Origin of the sequence: Halorubrum xinjiangense (assembly GCF_900102375.1) — an archaeon.
GTDB lineage: Archaea > Halobacteriota > Halobacteria > Halobacteriales > Haloferacaceae > Halorubrum > Halorubrum xinjiangense.
Genome location: NZ_FNBO01000003.1, coordinates 1 through 21634, shown reverse-complemented (window position 1 = coordinate 21634; position 21634 = coordinate 1). Strand labels below are relative to the sequence as shown.

The window sequence follows — 21634 nt, the reverse complement described above, 5'->3', positions numbered from 1 at the left end:
CCGCCGCGGCCCGCGAGGCCGCTGATGTGGCCGTGGGAGCACGCGGCGGTCGGGTACCTGGTCTACTCGCTCGGACTCCGGGCGCTCGCCCGGGACCCGCCGGGGGACCGCGAGGCCGTCGCGCTGCTGGTCGCCACGCAGATCCCCGACCTCGTCGACAAGCCGCTCTCGTGGGTGTTCGGCGTCTTCCCCACCGGGTACGCGCTCGGCCACTCCGCGTTCGTCGCCCTCCCCGTCGGAGCGGCGGTCCTCGCGGCGGGCCGCGCCCGCGACCGGTTCCGGCTCGGGGCCGCGGTCGTCGCGGGCTACTGGGCGCACCTCGCCGCCGACGCGTTGAACCCGATCCGCGCCGGCGGCGCGCCGCTCTTCGGGCGCGTCCTGTGGCCCGCGGTGACCGGGACGCCCTACGAGGAGGATCTCGGCGCGGGCCGCGGGCTCGCGTACTTCACCGAGTTCGTGGGCTCAATCGCCGCGCTGGACCCGGTCACGCTCCTCGTCGGATACCTGCTGCTCCCGCTGTTCACGCTCGCCGTCTGGATCCGCGACGGGACCCCGGGTCTCGGTCCGGTCCGAGACGCCGTCGGGCGGTGGCGACGGGCCCGCGACTGAGAGCCGACGCCGTCGGGCGGTTGCGGCGGGCCCGCGACTGCGGGCCGACGCCGTCTGGCAGTCAATTCTCGAACCGGGCGCGAGTAGTCCTCGCTTGTCGGCGGGTATGTGACCAATTACTACCGGTGTTTGCCGCCTCCTCCGAGTCAGAATGGCCGAACACGCCGACCAATCCGCACAGATCGACCGCTCGACCGACGGGGTCGAGTTCACGTACGACTGGTACCGTCGGTTCCTCCGGCGGCTCACCGCCGCAGGCTACGAGTTCTGCTCGTTCGGCGATCCGCTCGGCGACCGCGACGTCGTCCTCCGGCACGACGTCGACCTGTCGCTCGAGGCCGCGGTCGCGATGGCGCGGATCGAGGCCGACCTCGGCGTCGAGTCTACCTACTGCGTCCTGCTCTCGTCGCCGCTGTACAACCCGCTGGAAGGGGAGCACCGTCGGTCGCTCGCGGAGATCGAGTCGCTGGGCCACGACGTTATCCCCCACGTCAGCACGCACGCGTACTGGACCGAGGGGGAGGTCCCGGACGCGGCCGCGATCGAGCAGCGTGTCGACGAGGAGCGCACCGTGTTAGAGACCGTTGTCTCGCCGAGCGACGCGGTGTCGTTCCACCGCCCGCCGCCGTGGGTGCTGGACCGCGAGTTCGATGGCTTCCGGAACGCGTACGCCCCGAAGTTCTTCAGCGAGATCGGCTACGTCGCCGACTCGAACCAGCGCTGGCGCGACGACCCGTCGTTCGTCGACGACCTGCCGGAGACGCTCCAGCTGCTGACCCACCCGGGGCTGTGGGGCGAGCGCGACGCCGGGTTCTCCGGGCGGGTCGAGCGGGCCATCTCGGACGCCTGTACCCGGGCCGGACGCGCGACCCGCGCCGAGTTCCTCGACGGGGGGTCGGTCAGATGACCGCCGCCGCGTCGCCGCGACAGCCCGCCGGAGGGGCCGATGTATAGAGACCACACCGTCGCCGTGGTGGTGCCCGCGTACAACGAGGCGGGGTTCGTCGGCGCCGTCATCGATGACCTGCCGGCGTTCGTCGACCGCGCGTACCTCGTCGACGACGGCTCGACTGACGGCACGTGGGCGGAGATCCGCGAGCACGCCGAGCGCCGGAACGCGGCCCACGACGGGGAGTTCGACGACCTCGTGGTCCCGATCCGCCACGACGAGAACCGCGGCGTCGGCGGCGCCATCAAGACAGGGTACAAGCGCGCCCGGGCGGAGGGGATCGACGTCACCGCCGTCCTCGGCGGCGACGACCAGATGGACCCGCGGGTGCTCACCGGCTACCTCGACCCGATCGTCGAGGGCGTCGCGGGGTATGCGAAGGGGAACCGCTTCGCGCGCGCCGAGGACTGGGCGGAGATGCCGCGGTTCCGCCTCCTCGGCAACGTGATCCTCTCGTACCTCACGAAGGTCGCGAGCGGCTACTGGGAGACGATGGACTCCCAGAACGGCTACACCGCCGTCTCGCTCGACGCGTTAGAGCGGACTGACATCGAGGGGATGTACGAGTACTACGGCTACTGCAACGACCTCCTCGTCCGGCTGAACGCGGCCGACGTGGTCGTCGCCGACGTCCCGCGCTCGTCGGAGTACGCCTACAGCGAGGGGTGGAAGAGCCACATCGACTACACGGAGTACATTCCGAAGGTGTCGCTGATGCTGGCCCGCGCCTTCTGGTGGCGGCTTCGCCGGAAGTACCTCATGACCGGCTACAGTCCGATCGCGCCGCTGTACCTCCTCGGCGCGGTCGCCTCCGGCGTCGGCGCCGCGGGGGTGGCCCGCTCCGTCTTCGACCGCGACGCGGACGGCGGCTCGTGGATGACTGCGACGCTGGTCGGCGCCCTGACGCTCCTGTACGCGACGATCCGCGATCAGGAGGCGAACGCCCACCTCGAACACCGGGTCGGCGACGACGACGGCCCCGCGCAGGCCGCGGCGTCGCTCGACGAGGCCGGAAACGGCGCCGACCCCGAGCCCCACGCGAACGGCGACTTCGCGTCGGTCGTCGACGACGCCCCGGGCGACGGCGCGGACGGACCAACCGCGGTCGGCGGCGGGCCGACCGACGCGACCGAGTCCGACGAGGCGTCGAGCGAGGCCTCGCCGGCGGAGGGATCATGAGCGCAGACCCGCCCGCGGGCGCGGACGCCGAGTCGGACCTCACGGTGTTGATGACGGGCGCGGGCGCGCCGGGCGCGTCCGGAATCGTCAGGAGCCTCCGGGCGACCGACGAGCGGGAGATCGAGATCGTCGGCGTCGACATGGACGAGGAGGCGTACGGCTTCGCGCTGGTCGACGAGTCGTACACCGTGCCGGCCGGGGGCGCCGACGGCTACGTCGACCGGCTGCTCGACGTCGCCGAGCGGGAGTCGGTCGACGTGGTCCTCCCGCTCACGACCGCCGAGATAGAGCCCCTGGCCGCCGCGCGCGAGGCGTTCGACGCCGCGGTGATGGTCTCGGACCCCGGTCCGCTCGCCGTCGCCAACGACAAGGGACAGCTGTACGAGTACCTCGCCGAGGAGGGGTTCTCGTCGGCGCCCGCGTACCGCCGCGTGGACACCCGCGAGGCGTTCGTCGAGGCGGTCGAGGCGCTCGGCTACCCCGACGCGCCGGTCTGTTTCAAGCCGCCAGTCGCGAGCGGGATGCGCGGGTTCCGCGTGCTAGACGAGCGCACGGACCGCCTGACGCGCCTGCTGGAGGAGAAGCCCGACACGGCGGTCACCACGCTCTCGGAGGTGTTGCCGGTGCTCTCCTCGGCCGAGTCGTTCCCGGAGCTGGCGGTGATGGAGTACCTGCCGGGCGAGGAGTACAGCGTCGACGTACTCGCGATGGGCGACGAGGTCGGGCCAGTGATCCCCCGGTCCCGCGCCCGGACGCGGGCGGGTATCTCCTTCGAGGGTACCGTCGAGCGGCGCGCGGACCTCATCGACGAGGCGGCCGCGATCTGCCGCGGGCTCGGGTTAGAGTACAACGTTAACGTCCAGTTCAAGTACGACGCCGACGGGACGGCGAAGGTGATCGAGATCAACCCCCGCGTCGCGGGGACGATCGTTATGTGCGTCGGCGCGGGCGCCAACCTCCCGTACCTCGGCGTGAAACACGCGCTCGGCGAGCCGATCCCGCCAGTCGACGTCGAGTGGGGCACGCGGATGGTCCGGTACTGGCAGGAGCTGTTCCGGTCGCCCGACGGCCGGGAGTACCACGTCGGCGAGGAGTCGACCGACCGACCGCTCTCGGTGACGGGGCCGCAGTCGCGATGACCGACCGCGTCGAAGCGGTCTGTTTCGATCTCGACGACACGCTCTACGACTACGAGCGCTACGCCCGGGCGGGGCTCAACGCCGCCGCCGACCGGCTGGCGTCGCTGACCGGCCGGCGCTACCACGAGGCGCTGCGCCGGATCTACTTCGACGAGGGCGTCACCGACGGCACCTTCGACGTGTGTCTCGACCGCTACGACGTCCGCGAGCGCCACGACCTCGGCGACGATGTCGTCGGCGAGCTGGTCGCGGCGTACCACGGCGCCGAGACGCCGCTCGAACCGTACCCGGAGACGGAGGCGGTGCTGTCGGCGCTCGACGGCCGGTTCGCGCTCGGACTGATAACCGACGGTCGCGGCGGGCACGCAAAGCTCCGCCGGCTCGGGCTCGCGGACCGGTTCGACGAGGTGCTCGTCACGCCGACGGTCGGGCGCTCGAAGCGCGAGCGCGCCGTCTTCGACCACGTCCTGTTCCGGCTGTCGACGCCGCCGGAGGCCGCCGTCTACGTCGGCGACGACCCGCGGATCGACTTCCGCGTGCCGAACGCCATGTCGATGACGACGGTCCGGCTCCGGCGGGGGCGCTACGCCGACCTCGAGCCGGAGAGCGACGCGGCCGCGCCGGACCACGAGATCGCGTCGCTCGACGAGCTGCCGGCGCTTCTCGCCGGGCGGCCGCCGATGGCCGCGCGCCAGCGGCGGGCAGACGGGGGCGACGATGACGGATAACTGGGACGAGGTCAGCTACGTGATCAGCTCCTCGTACCGGGTGGCGGTGTTACAGCGGCTCGCCGACTCGCCGGCGACCCCGTCCTCGATCGCGGCCGACACCGGGCGACCGATCACCCACGTCTCGCGGGCGCTCCAGGGGCTCCGCGACCACGGCCTGGTCGACCTCCTGGTCTCCGAGGAGCGACAGAAGGGACGCGTCTACGGGATCACCGACAGCGGAACTACGGTCTGGGAGACCATCGAGGCGCAGAACCTCGCGTAGCCCCCTCCCGGGGCGACGAGAGCGCCGAGGCGACCACTGAGGTTTATTATTCCGGCAGCCGTAGTCATTACATGGCCATTCCGGACGACGCGGCCGTCATCGCCCGGTACAGCATCGGCGACGACGAGAGCTTGGCCGGTGCCATCACCGCCGCGTTCCGGCGGGCGGACGTGGACCCATACGAGCGCGACACGACGCTCGACGACTGGGTCGACTGCGACTCGCTCAGCGAACTCAGCTGGGATTCGAACGAGGCGCTGTGCGTCTCGACGGAGGTGTGGGACCACCCGACGGCGATCACCGCCGACGCAGTTACGGTGTACGCGCCGACGGACCGGTGACCGCGGGGGAGTCCGTCTGGTTCTTGAAAAGGGGCAGCTAGGAACGGAACGAGACGAGACGAGAGCCGCCGCAGGCACGCGGTTCGCCCCCCCGACGCGGAGGTCGCTCCCGGGGCGCCGTCAGTCCTCTTCGGTCGGTATCAGCATCTCCGGTTCGCGCTCGTGTTGGGGCGTGGCGATGAATTTCGCGATCCGGTCTCGGTCGCCTTCGGACAGGAAGCTCGGCATACAGGCGAAGGAGCCGTCGCGATCCCATAGTAATATCGCGCCTACGGCGGACGCTTGGTAATCAGTCCCATTATTCCGGTATCGAGTTTGTACTTTTTGCCGGATCCGGGCGTCAATCGCGATATCCCCTCCGTACCACCGCCGAAAGTGCCGAACTGCCGCGGGCCGGTCCGGGTAGCCGCCGAGTACCGGGCGCCTCGGCCGGCGGGAACGCGTGTTTGCCACAGCGTAACAAAGTGTCGACCCGCGGAACGGGCGGGCATGCTATCCGGGTACCCCCGCGCCGATCAGACGGCGACCTCCCCCAGTACCTCAACCGAACGGCCCGACCGCGTCCGGCGTTCGGTAGGGCGATGACCGCCCGCACCGAGATCCGACACGCGCGAGTGGTGACGCCGAGCGGGGTCGTCGACGACGGTCACGTCGTCGTCGCGGGCGACCGCATCGCCCGCGTGGGACCGACGCCGAGCCGCCCCGTGTCGGGGGCCGAGACCGTCGACGCCGACGGTCGCGTCCTCATGCCCGGGCTCGTCGATCTCCACGGCGACGACATCGAACACCACCGCTCGCCGCGGTCGGGCGCGCGGACGGACCTCCGGACAGCGGTCACGACCGCCGACCGCGCGAACCTGCTCTGCGGCGTGACGACGAAGTACCACGCGGTGGCGTTCGAGGACGCCCCCGACGACGGGCGGTCGCTCGACGAGGCGACCGCGCTCGCCGACGAACTCGCGACCGAGGGGTACACGCTCGGTGACAACCGCCTCCACGCGCGGTGCGAGCTGACCGCCGGGAGCGTGGAGACCGTCGACCGCGTCGCCGCGGAGGCCGGAGTCGACCTCCTCTCGGTGATGCACCACGCGCCGGGCGACGGCCAGTACGACGACGGCGAGTTCGAGCGGCACTACGTCGAGGACCGGAACTGGCCCGCCGAGGCGATAGACGAGGTCGCGGCGCGGCGCGACTCGCTCGACGGTGCGACGCGGAGCGAACGGATCGACCGAGTCCTCGAGATCGCGCGCCGGGCGGGCGTCCCGGTCGCGTCGCACGACGACGACTCCGCGGCGTCGGTCGAGGAGATGGCGGAGCGCGGGGTCACCGTCAGCGAGTACCCGCTCACCCTCGACGCCGCGGTCCGTGCGCACGACCTCGGACTCGCGACGGCCGTGGGGGCGCCGAACCTCGTGCGCGGCGGGAGCCTCTGGGACAACCTCGCCGCGAGCGAAGCGATCGACCGCGGCGTCGTCGACGTCCTCTGTGCCGACTACCACCCGCCGTCGCTTTTGGCGGCGCCGTTCGTCGAGACCGGCGAGTCGCTCGCGACCCGGGTGAACCGCGTGACGCGGAACCCGGCCGACGTAGTCGGCCTCAGCGACCGCGGCCGGATCGCTGTCGACGCCCGCGCGGACCTCGTCCTCGTCGACCCGGGCGCGACCCCGACGGCCGACCGCGTCTTCGTCGGCGGGACGGAAGTCGTTCGGACCGGCCCCGAGTCGGCGGAGTCGCGACAGCCGATCCCTCCCGTGGGATCGTAGACTCGCGCCCCTCGTCTCTTTCCACCGTCCAGATCACGAACGGGTGTCCCTCTCTTCCGTCGCGCTCGCGAACCGTCGGTAAGAGAGGCCAACCGGCGCCGATCGCGGCGCGGGATCTCGTAGTTCGCGTATACTCAAATCCGGTCCGCTCGTGTCGCGACCATGTCCGAACGCGAGAGCATGACAGACGTCAACAGGCGATGTACGAGATGTGGCGGAGCGGTCACCAGGCAGTTCGTGCGGGTGTTCGGGGCGTCGAACCGCGTTCACGGCTGCTTAGACTGCCTTACGAGGCAGCGGTTGGCGGACGGCGAAGCCGCCGAGCGCGCCGCCGCCGACCGGGCGGGCAGCGACTGGCGGTAGCTCCGAGTCGCGAGCGGAGGCGCCGGGGCGGCGTCTCACCGGTCGCGGGTCACGTTCTCGCCCGGTTCGGTCCGCGCCCCGGCCGAGAGGGTGACGCCCGCGTCGATGCCCGTCTGGATCCCGGTCTTCACGTCCGGCCCGAGGACGGTCCCGAACTTGCGCCGTCCCGTGGAGGTCCGCTCGCCCTTCACGTCGAGCGACACGGCCTCGCCGTCGTGCCGGAGGTTCGCCACGTTGGTCCCCGCGCCGAGGTTCACGTCGCGGCCGAGGACGCTGTCGCCGACGTACGAGAGGTGGCCGACGGTCGCGCCGGCCAGCAGGACGCTGTTTTTGATCTCGACCGCGTGGCCGACGTGCGCGCCCTCGCCCACGAGGGTCGCACCGCGGAGGTAGGCGTTCGGCCCCACGGTCGCGCCCGAGCGCACGCGGACGGGGCCGTCGATCACGACGCCGGGGCCCACCGACGAGCCGGCCTCGACTACCACGTCGCCGCGGAGCGTCGCGTCCGGGTGGACGCGCGGCGACGCCGGGTCGGCGGGACCGGACTCTCCCTCCGCCGACCGCACGCCGCCGTCCGGCGCGGCCCCGGCGGCGCTCTCGTCCGCGCGCCCGGGCAGCCGACGCTCGTTCGCTTCCAGCAGCTCCCACGGACGCCCCACGTCCAGCCACTCGTCGAAGCGGACGACCTCGAGCTCGTCGCGCTCCACGACGCGGTCCAACACGTCCGTCAGCTCGCGCTCGCCGCGCTCGCTCTCCGGCACGTCGAGGAGGTCGACGGCGTCCGCGGGGAAGCTGTACGCGCCGGCGTTGATGAGGTTCGAGGGCGGGTCCGCCGGCTTCTCTCGCACCTCGGTGACGACGTCGCCGTCGGTGACCAACACCCCATACGCGGACGGGTTCGACACCTCGACCGCGCCCACCCGCGGCGCCGCCGCGAACAGCCGCCGCAGGTCGGCCGCCTCGTACAGCGAGTCGCCGTTCAACACGGCGAAGTCGACGTCGATCAGGTCTGCCGCGACGGCCAGCGCGTCGGCCGTGCCGAGCTGGGCGGGCTGTTCGGCGTACCGCACCGGCACGCCGGCGCGCTCGTCGCCGAAGTACTCGCGCACCCGGTCGCCGCCGTAGCCGACGGTGAGGATCAGTTCGTCGGCGCCGGCCGCGACCGCCGCGTCCGCGACGTGCGCGGCGAGCGGTCTGTCGGCGACGGGCAACAGCGGCTTCGGCGTGGTCTCCGTGAGCGGCCCCATACGCGTCCCCCGCCCCGCGGCGAGAATGACTGCTTGCATACCCGACTCCGTCGCAGACGTCCGGACTTTAGTATAGAGCCGTTACTCGGGTCCCGCCGGGCGCTCGCCCGCTACTGGTCCGCGTCCGAGTCCGCCCGCTTTTCGACCTCCGTGACGACGACGTCCCAGTCGGGCTTCCCGTCGCCGTTCCGGCACTCCCAGCCGCCCTTGACGTCGACGCCCGATTCGTGCGCGCGGCGCAGCAGCGCCCGCAGTTCGGATCGGAACGAGGCGTCGTCGGAGAGCGTGTCGTCTTTGGCACTCATACGGAAGCGGACTCACCGCCCCGACCGTCGTTCCCTGCGTCCGGCGACCGGTGGACCGCGGTCACCTCGTCGGCGGTCACCGTTATCTCGTGGCCCTCGTAGGAGAACGTCACGCAGACGTCGTTGCCGGTCTCCTCGTCGTCGAACAGATCGTCGAGCGCGTCCGCGTCGACGGCGTAGTGGAGCTGGTCTATCTCGACGGGGTCGCGACCGAGCGCCTTCGAGACGACCGCGACGACGGCCATGCTGGCTCGGGTCCGCGTCCGATCGTACCGCGCCAGATACGTCTTCGAGCCCGACTCGGAGCAGGAGGAAAACGAGTCGAGGGTAATTCCGGCTTCTGTTGCGTGCATGTGTTCAGGTAGCCGTCTGCCTCGGTTGAATTATCCCACTGATAGTACAGAGGGTATTTATGTCGACGGTGGGCCGCCGACACCGACTCGGGCACGCGTGGTCACTCCGACGCGAGCGTCCGCTCTATCAGCCGGCGGTTGCCCCGCTTGAGCCGCGAAGAGAGCGACTGCTGTGAGATGCCGAGCTCCGCCGCCACCTCCTCCAAGGACACCGCTCGCGGGGAGTCGTAGTAGCCCATCTCGTAGGCCAACACCAGCGCCTCCCGCTGGGTGTCGGTCAGCTCGTACCCGTCCCCTTGGGCCGGCAGCAGCGAGTGGACCGCGGTGATCTCGATCGGGATGTCGTGGGCCTGGCAGTCGCTGCGGAACTCGCCGATCCGCTCGCGGGTCTCGCCGCGGACCTCGAACTTCCACCCCTCCTTGGTTCCGATCCCCGAGAGGACGACGATGCTGGCGTGCGCGAGCGCGCTCAGGAGGCCGTAGTACTCGTCGTTCCACTCTGCGCTCATGAGGTACTCCTCGTCGACGTCGTCGATGAGCCGAACGCTCTCGAAGCCGCGGTGCGCCTCGAAGGCGGCCTCGATGTCCTTCGCTTCCGCCCCGCGGACCCAGAAGTACGGGATGATCAGCGACTCGTCCGGGATGAGCCGCTCTAACTCCACCGTCACCTCCGGGAGGTTCTCGAACACGGTCCCCAGCGGGAACTCGTCGACCGGGCTCGCGAACTCCATGACGGTTGCCATACCGGCCGTTCGGTCCGGACCAATATAGTCGCCGAGGGTGATGTGTCATGCCGCCCGGCCGCTTTCGGATTTCGCCGCACGCACTCACACCGCTCCGATTCGGCCGGAGCCTGATATACCAAGGTGCGATTCTTTATGTGGGGATCGATAACGGACAAATCAGAGTCAACTGATGAGTGTCATCGTGGAGTTCCGCGTTTCGGCCGGCAACTTCGAACTCGGCCAGATCCTCTCGGTCGAGGGGAACTCCACCGTCGAACTCGAACGCCTCGTCCCGCTCGGCGAGGCCACCGTCCCTCTCTTCTGGGTCCACAACTCCTCGCGCGACTCGTTCGTCGAGGGCGTTCAGGGACACCCGAGCGTCGACGAGGCGCACGTGGTCGACGTGTTCGACGACCGGACGCTGTTCACACTGAAGTGGGACGCGAAGCAGGACCGCCTCATCGACGCGCTGCGGGCGAACGAGGGACAGGTGACGAGCGCCGTCGGCACGTCCGCGTCGTGGAAGCTTGAGGTCCGGTTCCCCTCCCACGAGACGCTGAGCGCGTTTTCGACGACCGCGGCGGAGGAGGGGATCGGCCTCGAGGTGATCCGGGTGTACAACCCCGCGGAGCCGGACGTCCAGCCCTGGTACGGCCTCACCGAACCCCAGTTCGAGGCACTCACGCTCGCGATTAGACGGGGGTACTACGATATCCCTCGCGGCTGTACGACGAAGGAACTCGCCGACGAGCTCGGCATCTCCGGACAGGCCGTCACAGAGCGGCTCCGGCGCGCGATCGTGGCGCTCGTGTCCTACACGCTCCCGGTCGACGACGAATAGGCGAGCGGCCATGGTGTGTCATGGCGAACCGATAGGCGGCGCCGCGCAGTGGAACGCATATGGTCACTTTCTTGCGAGCGACGCCCGCGAACCACGGAGGACGCGGCTCGTGATCGAGCACTCGGCGGACGACGCCGCGAGCGGCGACCCCGAACGCGGCCTCGACGGGGTCTTCGCGGCGGTCGCCCACGAGCGTCGCAGAACGGTTCTCGACGCGCTCCGCGCGACCGGGGGGGACGCCGCCGACCTCGACGCGCTGGTCGAGGCCGTCTGCGACGACGCGGACGGTCCGAGCCCGGCCGTCGACGAAGACCGGCGACGGGTCCGAGCCGCGCTGCGACATATCCACCTCCCGAAGCTGGCCGCGGCGGGGCTCGTCACGTACGACAACGAGACGGAGCAGGTTCGGAGCCGGGAGGGAGCGGTCGAGCGCCGGCTCCGCGCCGCCACCGAGGCGTACGCGGCGGCGGCCGCGGGCGAGTAATCCCGGATCGGGACCGGGGGACCGGTCGGCCGGCGGGCGTTTCGAACCGAAATCCCTTTTAAATAGCTGGGCGCCGATCCGGTGTGAGCCACGCGACTGACGGGGCGAGCCGAACGCAGTTCTGGGCGCTCTACCTCACCCGCTTCGCGGAGGGGTTCGGCTTCATCACCCTGTTGACGCTACTGCCGACGTACATCAACACGCTGGACCCGCAGGCGACGACAGTGCTTGGCGTCACGGTCTCGGCCGGGTTCATCATCGGGATGTACACGACCGGCTTCACGCTCGCGCAGACGGTTGCCGTGATCCCGCTCGCGTGGGCGGGCGACCGCTTCGACAAGCGCCTCGTGCTGCTCGCCGTGCTCGGCGCCGGGGCGGGAGTCTACGCGCTGTTTCCGCTCGTCGACTCCTCGGCGACGTTCGTCGTCGTCCGCGCATTTCAGGGGCTCGTCGTCACCGGCGCGGGGCTGATGACGCTCTCGCTCGTCGGGCAGATCGCCGCCGCCGGGACGCGGGCGGACAAGATCGGCAAGGCGAACGCCGCGTCGTTCGCGGCCTCCATCCTCGGGTCGCTCGGCGCTGGCGCCGTCTACGACGCGGTCGGCTTCGGGCCGGTGTTCGCGCTCATCACGGCGCTGATGATCGCGGCCTGGCTCGTCACGTGGGGGTTCCTCGACGACGACCCGACCCGGGTCGAGGGGTTCCCGTTCAGCGACCTCGCGGTCAACCGCAAGATCCTGACGATCTCGACGTTCCGCGCGCAGTACGCCTTCGCGGTGACGATGGTTCGGACGTGGGTCCCGATCTACGCCGGGACCGAACTGGCCGCAGGCGGGCTCGCGGTCGGCGCGACCGCGGTCGCGGTGACGGTCACCGCCGAGAAGGCGACGAACATGGTCGGCCAGCTGTTCACCGGCCGGCTCTCCGACGCGTACGGCCGGTCGCTTTTCGTCTTCGCCGGCGGCGGCGCGTACGGCGCGATCGCGATGGCGATCCCCTTCTCGGCTGCGATCGGCGCCGCGCTCGGGACCGGCGTCACGGTCCCGATACTGGGGCAGCTCCCCGCGGCGTACCTCCCGCTCGTCGCGCTCTCCGGGCTGCTCGGCGCGGCGGACTCCTTCCGTGAGCCCGCGAGCATGGCGCTGTTCGCCGACGAGGGGACGGACGACGGCGGCGTCGCCTCCAGCTTCGGCATCCGCGAACTCGTCTGGCGGCCGGGCTCGGTGGCGGGCCCCCTCATCGCCGGCTGGCTGATGGTCGAGGTGAGCATGGCGTCCGTCTTCTACGTCGGCGGCGCGTTCGCGGTCACCGGGGTCCTCGCGTTCCTCGCGGTCCTCGCGCACGACCACGGCCGCGCGGCCCTGACCGCGTGGTAGGGGGCGTGCGCGGTCGGATTCGCCGTCCGCCGCGCGTAGCGATCGCCTACCGCTTCCGGAGCGCGGCCCGGTAGTGAGGGCCGTCCCCGGAGCCCGCGCGATCGATCGCCGACACCTCCCAGCCGGTCCCGACGGCCGCCTCCCGGAGTCGGTCGGGCGAGAACAGTCTGAAGTAGAGCGTCGGGTCCGTCTCGCCGTCGTACGCGAACCACAGTACGCGGTGCGCGAGCCCCGGCATCGGATCCTCGCGGTACCCGAGGAGGTCCGCCGCCTCCGGGTGGTCCGGGTCGTAGCAGTCGATCACGGCGGTCGCGTCGGGCGCCGTCACGAACGCGAGGTCGGCGAGGAAGGCGGAGAGCCCCCGCATCGACCCCGCGAGGCCGACCTGCGTCCCGATCGCGAGCGCCGACGCGAACCGGTCGCGCCCGAACGAGTCGCGGAGCGCAAACATGTCGCCTTCGCGGGCGTCCGCGACGCCGCGGTCGCGCATCGTCTCGACGAGCGCCGGACTGCTCTCGACGGCCACCGTCTCGAACCGCTCTTGGAACCGCAGCGCGTGACGTCCCGCGCCGGCGCCGAGGTCGACGAGGGGACCGGCCAGCCGCGACGCCAGCCACGATCCCGCGTCGCTCTCGGGGTCGAACTCGGTGAAGTAGAACTCCTCGATCGGATGCTCACGCGTCTCTTCCCCGTCGCCCTGAAGGAGGGGCTCGGTCCGGTCGCCGCGGTGGTGATCGCGGATCGCGCGTCCGAAGGCGTCGGCCATGCGCCGGACCTGTCCGTCGCGCGTCAAAAGCGGTCCGTGAGATCGCCTCGCAGTGACACACCGGGACCGGTGGCCGTTCCCGATCCGGTCGGGTGTCGTCGGGTTCGCCGTTACATGGACCGATTGGCCGTCGCCGGGTCGGCCGGAGTCGTCGGGGCCGTCGAGGTCGTCGCCGCGATTTATTTGTCAGTCGTCGCTCTCGGCCGCCGACCCGGTCGGCGAGTCGGCGACGCGCTTCGTCTCGCTATCCACGCTGATCCCCTCCCAGTCGTCGTCGGTGTGGAACCCCTCGCGCTCCTTCGCGCCGGGCGCGACGCGGATGAACTCCGCCTTCTCGCGGGCGCCCTCGATCGCGTGCCCGCCACAGTACGAGAGCCCGGAGCGGATCCCCTGACAGAACTCCTCGGCGACGGTCGCGACCGGCCCCTTGTACGGCGTCAGCGCCTCGACGCCCTCGTCGGCGCCCACGTCCGCGCCCTTGTCGTCGCGGGCCTCCGCGGCGGCGGTCGTCGCCATGCCGCGCGACCGCTTGTACCGCGTCCCGTCGACCTCAACGACCGCGCCCGGCGCCTCCTCCGTCCCGGCGAAGAGGCTGCCGAGCATCACCGTGTCGGCGCCCGCCATGAGCGCCTTCACCGCGTCGCCGGAGGTCCGGATCCCGCCGTCGGCGCAGATCGTCACGTCCAGCTCCTCGGCCGCGGCCGCGCAGTCGTCGACCGCGGTCAGCTGCGGGACGCCAGCGCCGGCGACCTTCCGCGTGGTACAGTGCGACCCCGGCCCGATGCCGACCTTCACGCAGTCGGCGCCGGCGGCCGCGAGGTCCTCGACGCCCGCGGGCGTGGCGACGTTGCCGGCGACGAGGTCCGTCTCCGGGACCGCCTCGGCGATCTCCTCGACGGCCGCCACCGTCCGGTCGAGATGGCCGTGCGCGACGTCGACGACGACGGCGTCCACGCCGGCCTCGACCAGCGCTCCGCTCCGGGCGAGGTAGTCCTCGTTGATGCCGACCGCGGCGGCGACCCGCTCGCCGGCGGCGGCGACCCGCTCGACCTGTGCGGCCTGCTCGTCCACGGTGAGGAAGCGGTGGAGGACGCCGATCCCGCCGGCCCGCGAGAGCTCGATCGCCAGTTCGGCCTCGGTGACGGTGTCCATCGCCGCCGAGACGAGCGGCGTCTCCAGTTCGACGCTCGGCGTGAGCCGCGTCGAGAGGTCCACGTCGCTCCGGCTGTCGACGGGCGACCGCTGCGGGACGAGCAGCACGTCCCCGTAGCTCAGACCGGTTCGTAGATCGTTCATACCCTTACCGAGGGGAGAGACGGACACGCAAAAACCCCTCGATGGTCGGGACCCCCGCAAACGCGCCGTCCCAGGCGGTCAGAAGCCCTGCTCGGCCAGCGCGTCCTCCAGCGCGGCGAGGACGTACTCGACGTTCTTCGGGCGGGCGGAGTAGCCCATACAGCCGATCCGCCAGATGTCGCCTTCGAGGTCGCCGAGGCCCGAGGCGATCTCGAGGTCGTACTCGTCGAGGAGGTACTCGATGACGGCCCCGTCGTCGACGCCGTCGGGCACCCGCACCGCGTTCAGGCTCGGCAGCCAGTACTCGTCGGGCGCGTTCATCTCAAGCCCCAGGTCTCGGAGCCCCGCCTTCAGGTCGCCGGCGACGTCGCGGTGACGGGCCCACCGCGCTTCGATCCCCTCCTCGGCGACGAGCCGGAGCGCCTCGCGCAGCGCGTACACGTTCGTGATCGGCGCGGTGTGGTGATACGAGCGGTCGTCGCCCCAGTACCCCTCTAAGAGGGAGAGGTCGAGGTACCACGACCGAGGCTGTTCCTCGCGGTCGAGCACCTTGTCCATCGCGCGGTCGTTGAGGGTGAGCGGGCTCGCGCCGGGCGGACACGAGAGGCACTTCTGCGGGCCGGAGTAGGCGGCGTCGATCCCCCACTCGTCGACGCGCATCTCGACGCCGCCGAGGGAGGTGACGCAGTCGGCGATCACGAACGCGTCGTGATCGTGCGCGATGTCGGTCAGCTCGGGGACGTCCGGCTGGCGGACGCCCGTCGACGTCTCCGCGTGAACGAACCCGAACACGTCGGGCTGGTGTGCGTCGAACGCGCGCTCGACGTCGACGGGGTCGAGCGGCTCGCCCCACGGGGCGTCGACCTCGACGACCTCGCCGCCCGCGCGCTCGGCCATCGACCGCATCCGTCCGCCGAAGTAGCCGTTCGTCGGCACCAGCATCGTGTCGCCCGGCTCGACGAGGTTACCGATGGCGGCCTCCATCGAAGCGGACCCCGTCCCCGACACCGGGATCGTCCACTGGTTGTCCGTCCGGAACGTGTAGCGCAGCAGCTCCTGGACCTCGTCCATGATCTCGACGAACGAGGGGTCGAGGTGACCGACGAGCGGCGTGCTCATCGCCTTGAGCACGCGCGGGTGGACGTCGCTGGGGCCGGGGCCCATCAGCGTGCGGTCCGGCGGCGTCAGCTCTCCGACCTCGGGCGGTCGCTCGTCGGCGCCGAGTTCCGCGTGGGAGTTCGACATACCTCGGATCCGGACGAGCGACGTGAAAAACCCGACGGAACCGGGGACGATCGGCGCCGAAACGGTCCTGTGGCCCGAGCGCCACCGGAGGGTGTATCGATTCGAAACGCCGTCCGTGAGGGCGCTCCGACCGCTGATCCCCGGCACATAAACCGTCGGGACGTGTTCCTACTCGTATGCCCGACCCGGCGCGTGAATCGGACTCGGACCAAGACCTCCGAACTGTCCTCGATCGGATGGCGGACGGCTTCTTCGCCCTCGACACGGACTGGACGGTCACCTACGCCAACGAGGAGGGGCGCCGGATCCTCCGGTCGGCGATGAGCAACAATGCGGTCGGAGCGGACGGGTCGGTCGAGGGGCGCCATCTGTGGGACTCGATCCCCGGCTCCGCCGAGACCGAGTTCTACGACGAGTACCACCGCGCCATGGAGACCCAGACCGCAGTCTCGTTCGACTCGTTCTACGAGCCGCTGGACACCTGGTTCGAGGTCCGCGCGTTCCCCTCCGACAGCGGCCTCTCCGTCTACCTGCGAGACGTCACCGACCAGCGGGAGCTGGAGCGGCGACAGCGGGAGAGCCTCCACGCCATCCAGCGGCTCTACGCGGTCTCCTCGGACCACGAGCGCACGTTCGCGGAGAAGGTCGAGGCCATCCTGACGCTCGGCTGCGAATACCTCGACGTGCCGAACGGGTTCCTCACCCGCATCGAGGACGGGACCCAACACGTCGAGGTCTCCCACGCCGACCACCCGCTCTTACAGCCCGGCGAGGCCTGTCCACTCGACGAGGCGTACTGTAAGCGCACTGTCGAGCGCGACACGCTCTTGACGGTCGTCGACGCGACCGAGGAGGGGTGGGCCGGCGACCCCGCACACGAGACGTTCGGGCTCGAAACGTACATCGGCGGGCGAGTCGAGATCGACGGCGAGCGGTACGGCACGCTCTGTTTCGCCGACACGGCCCCGCGCGGCGAGCCGTTCGCCGACACGCAGCGGACGTTCGTCGAGCTGTTGACGCGGTGGGTGAGCTACGAGCTAGAACGGCAGCGCGCGGCGGAACGGCTGGAGCGCGAGCGCGACCGGCTCGACGAGTTCGCGAGCGTCGTGAGCCACGACCTCCGGAATCCCCTCACGGCCGCGAGGGGTCGGGCCGACCTCCTCGCTGAAGAGTGCGACAGCGAGCACGTCGAGGCCGTCGAGCGGTCGCTCTCGCGGATGGAGACGCTCATCGACGACCTGCTCGCGCTGGCGCGCGAGGGGGACGCCGTCGACGACCCGGAACCGGTCAGCTTCGTTGCGCTCGCGACCGACGCCTGGAAGACGACGGACAGCGGGAGCGGAACGCTCCAGAGGGCGGTCGACGAGTTCGAGATCTTGGCCGACGAGGCGCGGCTCCGACAGCTGCTGGAGAACCTGTTCCGCAACGCGGTGGAGCACAACTCCGCGAGCAGTCGGGCGAAGCCCGACGACGCCGGCGAGCGCGGCGGCGACAGCGAGCGCGGCGGCGACGGCGAGTACGGCGGCGACGGCGTGACCGTCACCGTTGGGGCCCTCGCGGACGGCGACGGGTTCTACGTAGCCGACGACGGGAGGGGAATCCCCGAAGAGGAGCGCGAACAGGTGTTCGAGACGGGGTACACCACGTCGGCCGACGGAACCGGGTTCGGCCTGAACATCGTCGCCGAGATCGCGGACGCGCACGGCTGGGACGTCCGGGTAGTCGAGTCCGAAACGGGCGGTGCGCGGTTCGAGGTCAGCGGCGTCGAGCCGGCCTGACCTCGATCACTCGGCGTCGACGAAGTCGGGCTCCGTCCGCTTCTCCTCGCGTTCCTCGACGAGGTGGTCGACGAAGTCGTCGAGGTCGACGTCGCCGCGCTGGTTCTCGAAGCGGTCGCGGACCGAGACGGTGCCCGCCTCCTGCTCGTCGTCGCCGACGATGACCATGTACGGGAGGCGGTCGTCGTGGCCCGCGCGGATCTTGCGGCCGACGGTCCAGTCGCGGTCCTCGACCTCGACGCGGAAGCCGGCATCCTCCAGCTCGTTTTTCACGCGGTGGGCGTAGCCGAGCGTCTCGTCCGAGACGGGGAGGATCCGGACCTGCTCCGGGGCGAGCCACAGCGGGAAGTTGCCGTCGAAGTGCTCGATGAGGACCATAAAGAAGCGCTCGTAGCTGCCGTACAGCGCCCGGTGGATCATCACGGGCTGATGGTCCTCGTTGTCCTCGCCCGTGTAGGTCAGATCGAACCGGTCGGGCATGTTGAAGTCCAACTGGACCGTCGGGCCGTCCCAGACGCGGCCGAGCGCGTCCTCGAAGCCGAAGTCGATCTTCGGGCCGTAGAAGGCGCCGTCGCCGGGCTCGATGTCGTAGTCGTAGCCGCCGGACTCGAGCACGTCGCGCAGCTGTTCCTCCGCGGACTCCCAGATCTCGTCGCCGCCGACGGACTTGTCGGGGCGGGTCGCTAAGGCGACCTCGACCTCCAGATCGAGCGTCTCGACGACCTCGAATATCATCTCGATCACCGACTCGATCTCCTGGCGGATCTGGTCGGGGCGGACGAACAGGTGGCCGTCGTCGATGGTGAACGACCAGACGCGGGAGAGCCCAGACAGCTCGCCGCGCTGCTCTTTCCGGTACACCTTCCCGTTCTCGAAGTAGCGCTGCGGGAGGTCGCGGTACGACCACGACTGCTGGTCGAAGATGGTCGCGTGGCCCGGGCAGTTCATCGGCTTCAGGCCGTACTCCTCGTCGTTGACGTCGAGGAGGAACATATCGTCCTTGTAGTTCTCGTAGTGGCCGGACTGCTTCCACAGCTCCGTCCGGAACACGTGCGGCGTCTCGACCTCTTCGTAGCCGTGGTCGCGGTTGAGCTCGTTCGCGAAGTCCGACAGCTCGCGCAGCACGGTCTTCCCCGGGGGGTGGTACAGCGGGAGGCCCGGACCCGTCACCGTCGGGATCGAAAAGAGGTTCATCTCCTGCCCGATCTTCCGGTGGTCGCGCTCTAACGCCTCCTCGCGCAGCTCCAAGTGCTCCTCGAGGTCGGACTCGCTGGCGAAGGCGGTGCCGTACACGCGCGTCAGCGTGTCGTTCTCCTCGTCGCCGCGCCAGTAGGCGGCCGAAACCTCGAGGAGGGTCGCGGCGCCGATCTCGCCGGTCGACTCGACGTGCGGGCCCTGACAGAGGTCCCGCCAGCCGTCCTGAACGTAGAAGGTGACCTCCTCGCCGTCGGCCTCCTCGTCTAAGATCTGTCGCTTGTACTCGTTGTCGGCGTAGACCTCCTTCGCCTCCTCGCGCGAGCGGACCTCACGCTCGATGTCGTAGTCGGCGGCGATGATCTCGTCCATCTCCGCCTCGATGGCGGCCAGATCGTCCTCGTCGACGTCGACGTCGGTCACGTCGTAGTAGAAGCCGTCGTCGGTCGGGGGGCCGATCGTCAGGGTCGCCTCCGGGTGGACCCGCTGGAGCGCCTGCGCGAACACGTGGGCCGCGGAGTGGCGCAACACCGTGAGGTACTCGTCCGACTGGTCGGTGACGATCTCGATCCGCGCGCCGTCGTGGACCTCGGCGTGCTTTTCGACGAGTTCGCCGTCGATCTTCCCCGCGACGGTGTCGCGACCGAGCCCGGGGCCGATCTCGAAGGCGACGTCCTCGACTGTCGACCCCGCCGGAACGGCTAGCTCTGATCCGTCCGGCAGGACGACCGTCACCTCGGCCTCCGCATCGGTCTCGCTCATACGGTATCGGAGCCGGACGACCGGCATAAGTGTGTTCGATCCGTGGCGCGGGCTCGCACGCTCGGCGAACCCCCTTCCGGCGCAGCGACGTGCGGAGCCGGGTGCCGGACTCCGGCAAGTCACGCCGCAGTTCGGGAGCCCCGGATCCGGCGGAAGGGATGGCAACACACAAATCCCGCGGCAACGTTTGCCGGCCTATGACCGGTCATCGGGAACCCCTGTCGTCGGTGTTGGAGGCGATCGGGGAGACGCCGCTCGTCGAGGTCCACGACGCGCCGGACGCGGTGCCGGTGTACGCCAAGCTGGAGTCGTTCAACCCCGGCGCGAGCATCAAGGACCGTATCGGGAAGTACATGCTCGAACGCATGTTAGAGCGCGGCGACCTCGGCGAGGGCGGCACCGTGATCGAGCCGACCGCCGGCAACACCGGGATCGGGCTCGCCGTCGCGGCCAAGCAGCTGGGGTTAGAGGCGATCTTCGTCGTCCCCGAGCGGTTCTCGGTGGAGAAACAGCAGCTCATGCGCGCGCTCGGCGCGGAGGTCGTGAACACGCCCAGCGAGGACGGGATGGGGCTCGCGATCGACCGCGCGCACGGGATCGCCGAGGAGCTGGACGACGCGGTCGTCCCTCAGCAGTTCTCGAACCCCCTCAACGCGGAGGCGCACTACGAGACGACCGCGCCCGAGATCGACGCGGCGCTCGACGGCGAGGTCGGCGCGGTCGTCGCCGGCTGCGGCACCGGCGGGACGCTGATGGGGATGGCCCGCTACTTCCGTGAGGCCGACCCTGACACCCACGTCGTCGCGGTCGAGCCCGCCGGCTCCGCGTACCGCGAGTTCCTCGGCCAGGAGGTCGACCACGAGGAGTACAAGACCGAGGGGATCGGCACGCACGACATCGACACAAACGAGCTGTTCGACCCGGACCTCGTCGACGAGATCGACGCGATCGACGACCGCGACGTCCACGAGGAGATGGCTCGGCTCGCGGCCGAGGAGGGCCACCTCGTCGCCTCCTCGTCGGCCGCGAACGCGATCGCGGCGAAGCGGGTCGCCCGCGAGATCCGCGACGGCGAGATCGACGCCCCGCACGACGCGGTCGTCACCGTCTTCCCCGACTCCTCCGAGCGCTACCTCTCGAAGGGCGTCTACCGGTCGTTCGAGGAGTGGGAAGGGTGATCCGTGCGAGAGCGGGCGCCGTGATCGGCAGCGGTGCGATATTTAAATAGGATCTGAGCGACCGCGACGATCAGTTATACGGTGAGCGGTGGCGCGTGCCGACGAGCGCCCGGAGGGCGCGAGTCGCACGCGCGAGGGAGTCGGTCGCCGAGCGAAGCGACGGCGACCGACGAGGCTGGGGAGGCGTGAGGCTGCGGTTGCGGTGCTGGGCGGGACTCAAAGGGGCAGCCGTGAGGCGGGCGCAGGTGACGTAAGCACCGCAGCGAGTGAGCGGAGCGAACGAGCGAGGAGCGCAACGAGCGTGCGCCCGCCTCACGGCTGGGGCTTTGGAGTCGTTCACCGCCAATCGACTGGCACCCAGTTATAAACGAGCGGCTGAGAGGTTAGAGCCGTTCGCCGCCGAACCACAATCAATCATTTATAAGCGAAAGGCTAGGTCTTTGCGCGGTGTTAAGTTAAGAATGAGGCGGGACGAGGATTCAGTGCCTATGCCGAAAACCGCCCGCCTCACCGAGTCTACCGAGTGGATCGACTTGGGGTTTGTGGAGCGAGAACGGACACCCCGCGAGATCATTGAAAAGGGTATTCGCCACCATCTCGCTGGACTATCACTTTCGAATACAGTTATTCTTCTTGAGGAGTTGGGTGTCGATCGAAGTCGTGTTGCTGTTCACAATTGGGTACAGAAAGCCGATCTACAGCCAGCTGACGGTGAGAGCCCGGATCGCGTTGCGGTCGATCAGAAAGC

The 21634-nt window shown here is 70.1% G+C and carries 22 protein-coding genes and 1 pseudogene; 15 read left to right on the top strand and 8 right to left on the bottom strand.

All coding sequences use genetic code 11. The features are described from left to right. Positions 1-24: 24 nt before the first annotated feature. The 9 genes from F3H13_RS04685 to F3H13_RS04645 all read left to right on the top strand — a co-directional run bounded on the left by F3H13_RS04685 (position 25) and on the right by F3H13_RS04645 (position 7336). The gene (locus F3H13_RS04685) at positions 25-609 is read left to right on the top strand and encodes a metal-dependent hydrolase (RefSeq protein ID WP_149797898.1); all 585 of its coding nucleotides are present in this window, start codon (positions 25-27) and stop codon (positions 607-609) included. Between the two features lie 151 nt (positions 610-760). Then, a complete protein-coding gene (locus F3H13_RS04680) occupies positions 761-1516 on the top strand; it encodes a hypothetical protein (RefSeq protein WP_149797897.1) in 756 nt (251 codons plus the stop codon). 39 nt (positions 1517-1555) lie between these two features. Then, the gene (locus tag F3H13_RS04675) at positions 1556-2737 is read left to right on the top strand and encodes a glycosyltransferase family 2 protein (protein WP_223174372.1); all 1182 of its coding nucleotides are present in this window, start codon (positions 1556-1558) and stop codon (positions 2735-2737) included. Next, on the top strand, positions 2734-3876 hold the full coding sequence (locus F3H13_RS04670; RefSeq protein ID WP_149797896.1) for an ATP-grasp domain-containing protein: 1143 nt from the start codon (positions 2734-2736) through the stop codon (positions 3874-3876). The genes F3H13_RS04675 and F3H13_RS04670 overlap by 4 nt, the downstream gene beginning before the upstream one ends. Next, positions 3873-4604: an HAD family hydrolase gene (locus F3H13_RS04665; RefSeq protein WP_149797895.1), complete on the top strand. Its 732-nt coding sequence runs from the start codon at positions 3873-3875 to the stop codon at positions 4602-4604. The genes F3H13_RS04670 and F3H13_RS04665 overlap by 4 nt, the downstream gene beginning before the upstream one ends. After that, positions 4594-4869, top strand: a complete 276-nt coding sequence (locus F3H13_RS04660) for a winged helix-turn-helix domain-containing protein (RefSeq protein WP_149797894.1) — start codon at positions 4594-4596, stop codon at positions 4867-4869. The genes F3H13_RS04665 and F3H13_RS04660 overlap by 11 nt, the downstream gene beginning before the upstream one ends. Positions 4870-4940: 71 nt before the next feature. After that, positions 4941-5210: a hypothetical protein gene (locus tag F3H13_RS04655; protein ID WP_149797893.1), complete on the top strand. Its 270-nt coding sequence runs from the start codon at positions 4941-4943 to the stop codon at positions 5208-5210. A gap of 581 nt (positions 5211-5791) precedes the next feature. Then, positions 5792-6973: an alpha-D-ribose 1-methylphosphonate 5-triphosphate diphosphatase gene (locus tag F3H13_RS04650; RefSeq protein WP_149797892.1), complete on the top strand. Its 1182-nt coding sequence runs from the start codon at positions 5792-5794 to the stop codon at positions 6971-6973. Positions 6974-7135: 162 nt separating this feature from the next. Further along, positions 7136-7336, top strand: a complete 201-nt coding sequence (locus F3H13_RS04645; RefSeq protein WP_149797891.1) for a DUF7563 family protein — start codon at positions 7136-7138, stop codon at positions 7334-7336. 35 nt (positions 7337-7371) lie between these two features. Here the strand turns inward: F3H13_RS04645 and F3H13_RS04640 are convergent, their stop codons facing one another. The 4 genes from F3H13_RS04640 to F3H13_RS04625 all read right to left on the bottom strand — a co-directional run bounded on the left by F3H13_RS04640 (position 7372) and on the right by F3H13_RS04625 (position 9984). Continuing rightward, on the bottom strand, positions 7372-8622 hold the full coding sequence (locus tag F3H13_RS04640; RefSeq protein ID WP_149797890.1) for a sugar phosphate nucleotidyltransferase: 1251 nt from the start codon (positions 8620-8622) through the stop codon (positions 7372-7374). Between the two features lie 71 nt (positions 8623-8693). Then, positions 8694-8888, bottom strand: coding sequence for a hypothetical protein (locus F3H13_RS04635; protein ID WP_149797889.1), 195 nt, complete (start codon positions 8886-8888; stop codon positions 8694-8696). Beyond that, on the bottom strand, positions 8885-9241 hold the full coding sequence (locus F3H13_RS04630) for a HalOD1 output domain-containing protein (RefSeq protein WP_149797888.1): 357 nt from the start codon (positions 9239-9241) through the stop codon (positions 8885-8887). The genes F3H13_RS04635 and F3H13_RS04630 overlap by 4 nt, the downstream gene beginning before the upstream one ends. Before the next feature lie 101 nt (positions 9242-9342). Beyond that, positions 9343-9984, bottom strand: a complete 642-nt coding sequence (locus F3H13_RS04625) for a helix-turn-helix domain-containing protein (RefSeq protein WP_149797887.1) — start codon at positions 9982-9984, stop codon at positions 9343-9345. Between the two features lie 172 nt (positions 9985-10156). Here F3H13_RS04625 and F3H13_RS04620 point away from each other — a divergent pair, with 172 nt between their 5' ends. The 3 genes from F3H13_RS04620 (at position 10157) to F3H13_RS04610 (ending at position 12667) form a co-directional block, all read left to right on the top strand. Next, positions 10157-10807: a helix-turn-helix domain-containing protein gene (locus F3H13_RS04620; protein ID WP_149797886.1), complete on the top strand. Its 651-nt coding sequence runs from the start codon at positions 10157-10159 to the stop codon at positions 10805-10807. A gap of 109 nt (positions 10808-10916) precedes the next feature. Beyond that, on the top strand, positions 10917-11291 hold the full coding sequence (locus F3H13_RS04615) for a DUF7344 domain-containing protein (protein WP_149797885.1): 375 nt from the start codon (positions 10917-10919) through the stop codon (positions 11289-11291). Between the two features lie 83 nt (positions 11292-11374). After that, the gene (locus tag F3H13_RS04610) at positions 11375-12667 is read left to right on the top strand and encodes an MFS transporter (protein WP_149797884.1); all 1293 of its coding nucleotides are present in this window, start codon (positions 11375-11377) and stop codon (positions 12665-12667) included. 46 nt (positions 12668-12713) lie between these two features. On the opposite strand, the gene F3H13_RS04605 is transcribed toward F3H13_RS04610, so the two are convergent. The 3 genes from F3H13_RS04605 to F3H13_RS04595 form a co-directional block, all read right to left on the bottom strand. After that, positions 12714-13433 (bottom strand): class I SAM-dependent methyltransferase, encoded by a 720-nt coding sequence (locus tag F3H13_RS04605; RefSeq protein WP_149797883.1) that lies wholly within the window; start codon positions 13431-13433, stop codon positions 12714-12716. Between the two features lie 186 nt (positions 13434-13619). Further along, positions 13620-14729, bottom strand: coding sequence for a guanosine monophosphate reductase (locus F3H13_RS04600; protein WP_149797882.1), 1110 nt, complete (start codon positions 14727-14729; stop codon positions 13620-13622). A 78-nt stretch (positions 14730-14807) separates the two neighbouring features. Beyond that, entirely contained in the window at positions 14808-15974 is a 1167-nt protein-coding gene (locus F3H13_RS04595; RefSeq protein ID WP_149797881.1) for a pyridoxal-phosphate-dependent aminotransferase family protein, read from the bottom strand. A gap of 176 nt (positions 15975-16150) precedes the next feature. On the opposite strand from F3H13_RS04595, the gene F3H13_RS04590 reads away from it, so the two are divergent. After that, a complete protein-coding gene (locus tag F3H13_RS04590) occupies positions 16151-17752 on the top strand; it encodes a PAS domain-containing sensor histidine kinase (RefSeq protein ID WP_149797880.1) in 1602 nt (533 codons plus the stop codon). Positions 17753-17758: 6 nt separating this feature from the next. On the opposite strand, the gene thrS is transcribed toward F3H13_RS04590, so the two are convergent. Then, positions 17759-19735: a threonine--tRNA ligase gene (thrS, locus tag F3H13_RS04585; RefSeq protein WP_188127999.1), complete on the bottom strand. Its 1977-nt coding sequence runs from the start codon at positions 19733-19735 to the stop codon at positions 17759-17761. 170 nt (positions 19736-19905) lie between these two features. Between thrS and F3H13_RS04580 the strand changes: the two genes are divergently transcribed. After that, the gene (locus F3H13_RS04580) at positions 19906-20886 is read left to right on the top strand and encodes a PLP-dependent cysteine synthase family protein (protein ID WP_149797878.1); all 981 of its coding nucleotides are present in this window, start codon (positions 19906-19908) and stop codon (positions 20884-20886) included. Positions 20887-21374: 488 nt separating this feature from the next. Beyond that, positions 21375-21634, top strand: a pseudogene (locus F3H13_RS16345) (IS6 family transposase); the annotation flags it as partial.

What these genes read in the sequence shown, in the direction of transcription:
- F3H13_RS04685 (WP_149797898.1), top strand. Translation starts at nt 25, where the DNA reads ATGTGGCCGTGGGAGCACGCGGCGGTCGGGTACCTGGTCTACTCGCTC.
- F3H13_RS04650 (WP_149797892.1), top strand. Translation starts at nt 5,792, where the DNA reads ATGACCGCCCGCACCGAGATCCGACACGCGCGAGTGGTGACGCCGAGC.
- thrS (WP_188127999.1), bottom strand. Translation starts at nt 19,735, where the DNA reads ATGCCGGTCGTCCGGCTCCGATACCGTATGAGCGAGACCGATGCGGAG.
- F3H13_RS04680 (WP_149797897.1), top strand. Translation starts at nt 761, where the DNA reads ATGGCCGAACACGCCGACCAATCCGCACAGATCGACCGCTCGACCGAC.
- F3H13_RS04600 (WP_149797882.1), bottom strand. Translation starts at nt 14,729, where the DNA reads ATGAACGATCTACGAACCGGTCTGAGCTACGGGGACGTGCTGCTCGTC.
- F3H13_RS04620 (WP_149797886.1), top strand. Translation starts at nt 10,157, where the DNA reads ATGAGTGTCATCGTGGAGTTCCGCGTTTCGGCCGGCAACTTCGAACTC.
- F3H13_RS04595 (WP_149797881.1), bottom strand. Translation starts at nt 15,974, where the DNA reads ATGTCGAACTCCCACGCGGAACTCGGCGCCGACGAGCGACCGCCCGAG.
- F3H13_RS04630 (WP_149797888.1), bottom strand. Translation starts at nt 9,241, where the DNA reads ATGCACGCAACAGAAGCCGGAATTACCCTCGACTCGTTTTCCTCCTGC.
- F3H13_RS04655 (WP_149797893.1), top strand. Translation starts at nt 4,941, where the DNA reads ATGGCCATTCCGGACGACGCGGCCGTCATCGCCCGGTACAGCATCGGC.
- F3H13_RS04665 (WP_149797895.1), top strand. Translation starts at nt 3,873, where the DNA reads ATGACCGACCGCGTCGAAGCGGTCTGTTTCGATCTCGACGACACGCTC.
- F3H13_RS04640 (WP_149797890.1), bottom strand. Translation starts at nt 8,622, where the DNA reads ATGCAAGCAGTCATTCTCGCCGCGGGGCGGGGGACGCGTATGGGGCCG.
- F3H13_RS04605 (WP_149797883.1), bottom strand. Translation starts at nt 13,433, where the DNA reads ATGGCCGACGCCTTCGGACGCGCGATCCGCGATCACCACCGCGGCGAC.
- F3H13_RS04670 (WP_149797896.1), top strand. Translation starts at nt 2,734, where the DNA reads ATGAGCGCAGACCCGCCCGCGGGCGCGGACGCCGAGTCGGACCTCACG.
- F3H13_RS04645 (WP_149797891.1), top strand. Translation starts at nt 7,136, where the DNA reads ATGTCCGAACGCGAGAGCATGACAGACGTCAACAGGCGATGTACGAGA.
- F3H13_RS04580 (WP_149797878.1), top strand. Translation starts at nt 19,906, where the DNA reads ATGACCGGTCATCGGGAACCCCTGTCGTCGGTGTTGGAGGCGATCGGG.
- F3H13_RS04660 (WP_149797894.1), top strand. Translation starts at nt 4,594, where the DNA reads ATGACGGATAACTGGGACGAGGTCAGCTACGTGATCAGCTCCTCGTAC.
- F3H13_RS04590 (WP_149797880.1), top strand. Translation starts at nt 16,151, where the DNA reads ATGCCCGACCCGGCGCGTGAATCGGACTCGGACCAAGACCTCCGAACT.
- F3H13_RS04625 (WP_149797887.1), bottom strand. Translation starts at nt 9,984, where the DNA reads ATGGCAACCGTCATGGAGTTCGCGAGCCCGGTCGACGAGTTCCCGCTG.
- F3H13_RS04635 (WP_149797889.1), bottom strand. Translation starts at nt 8,888, where the DNA reads ATGAGTGCCAAAGACGACACGCTCTCCGACGACGCCTCGTTCCGATCC.
- F3H13_RS04675 (WP_223174372.1), top strand. Translation starts at nt 1,556, where the DNA reads ATGTATAGAGACCACACCGTCGCCGTGGTGGTGCCCGCGTACAACGAG.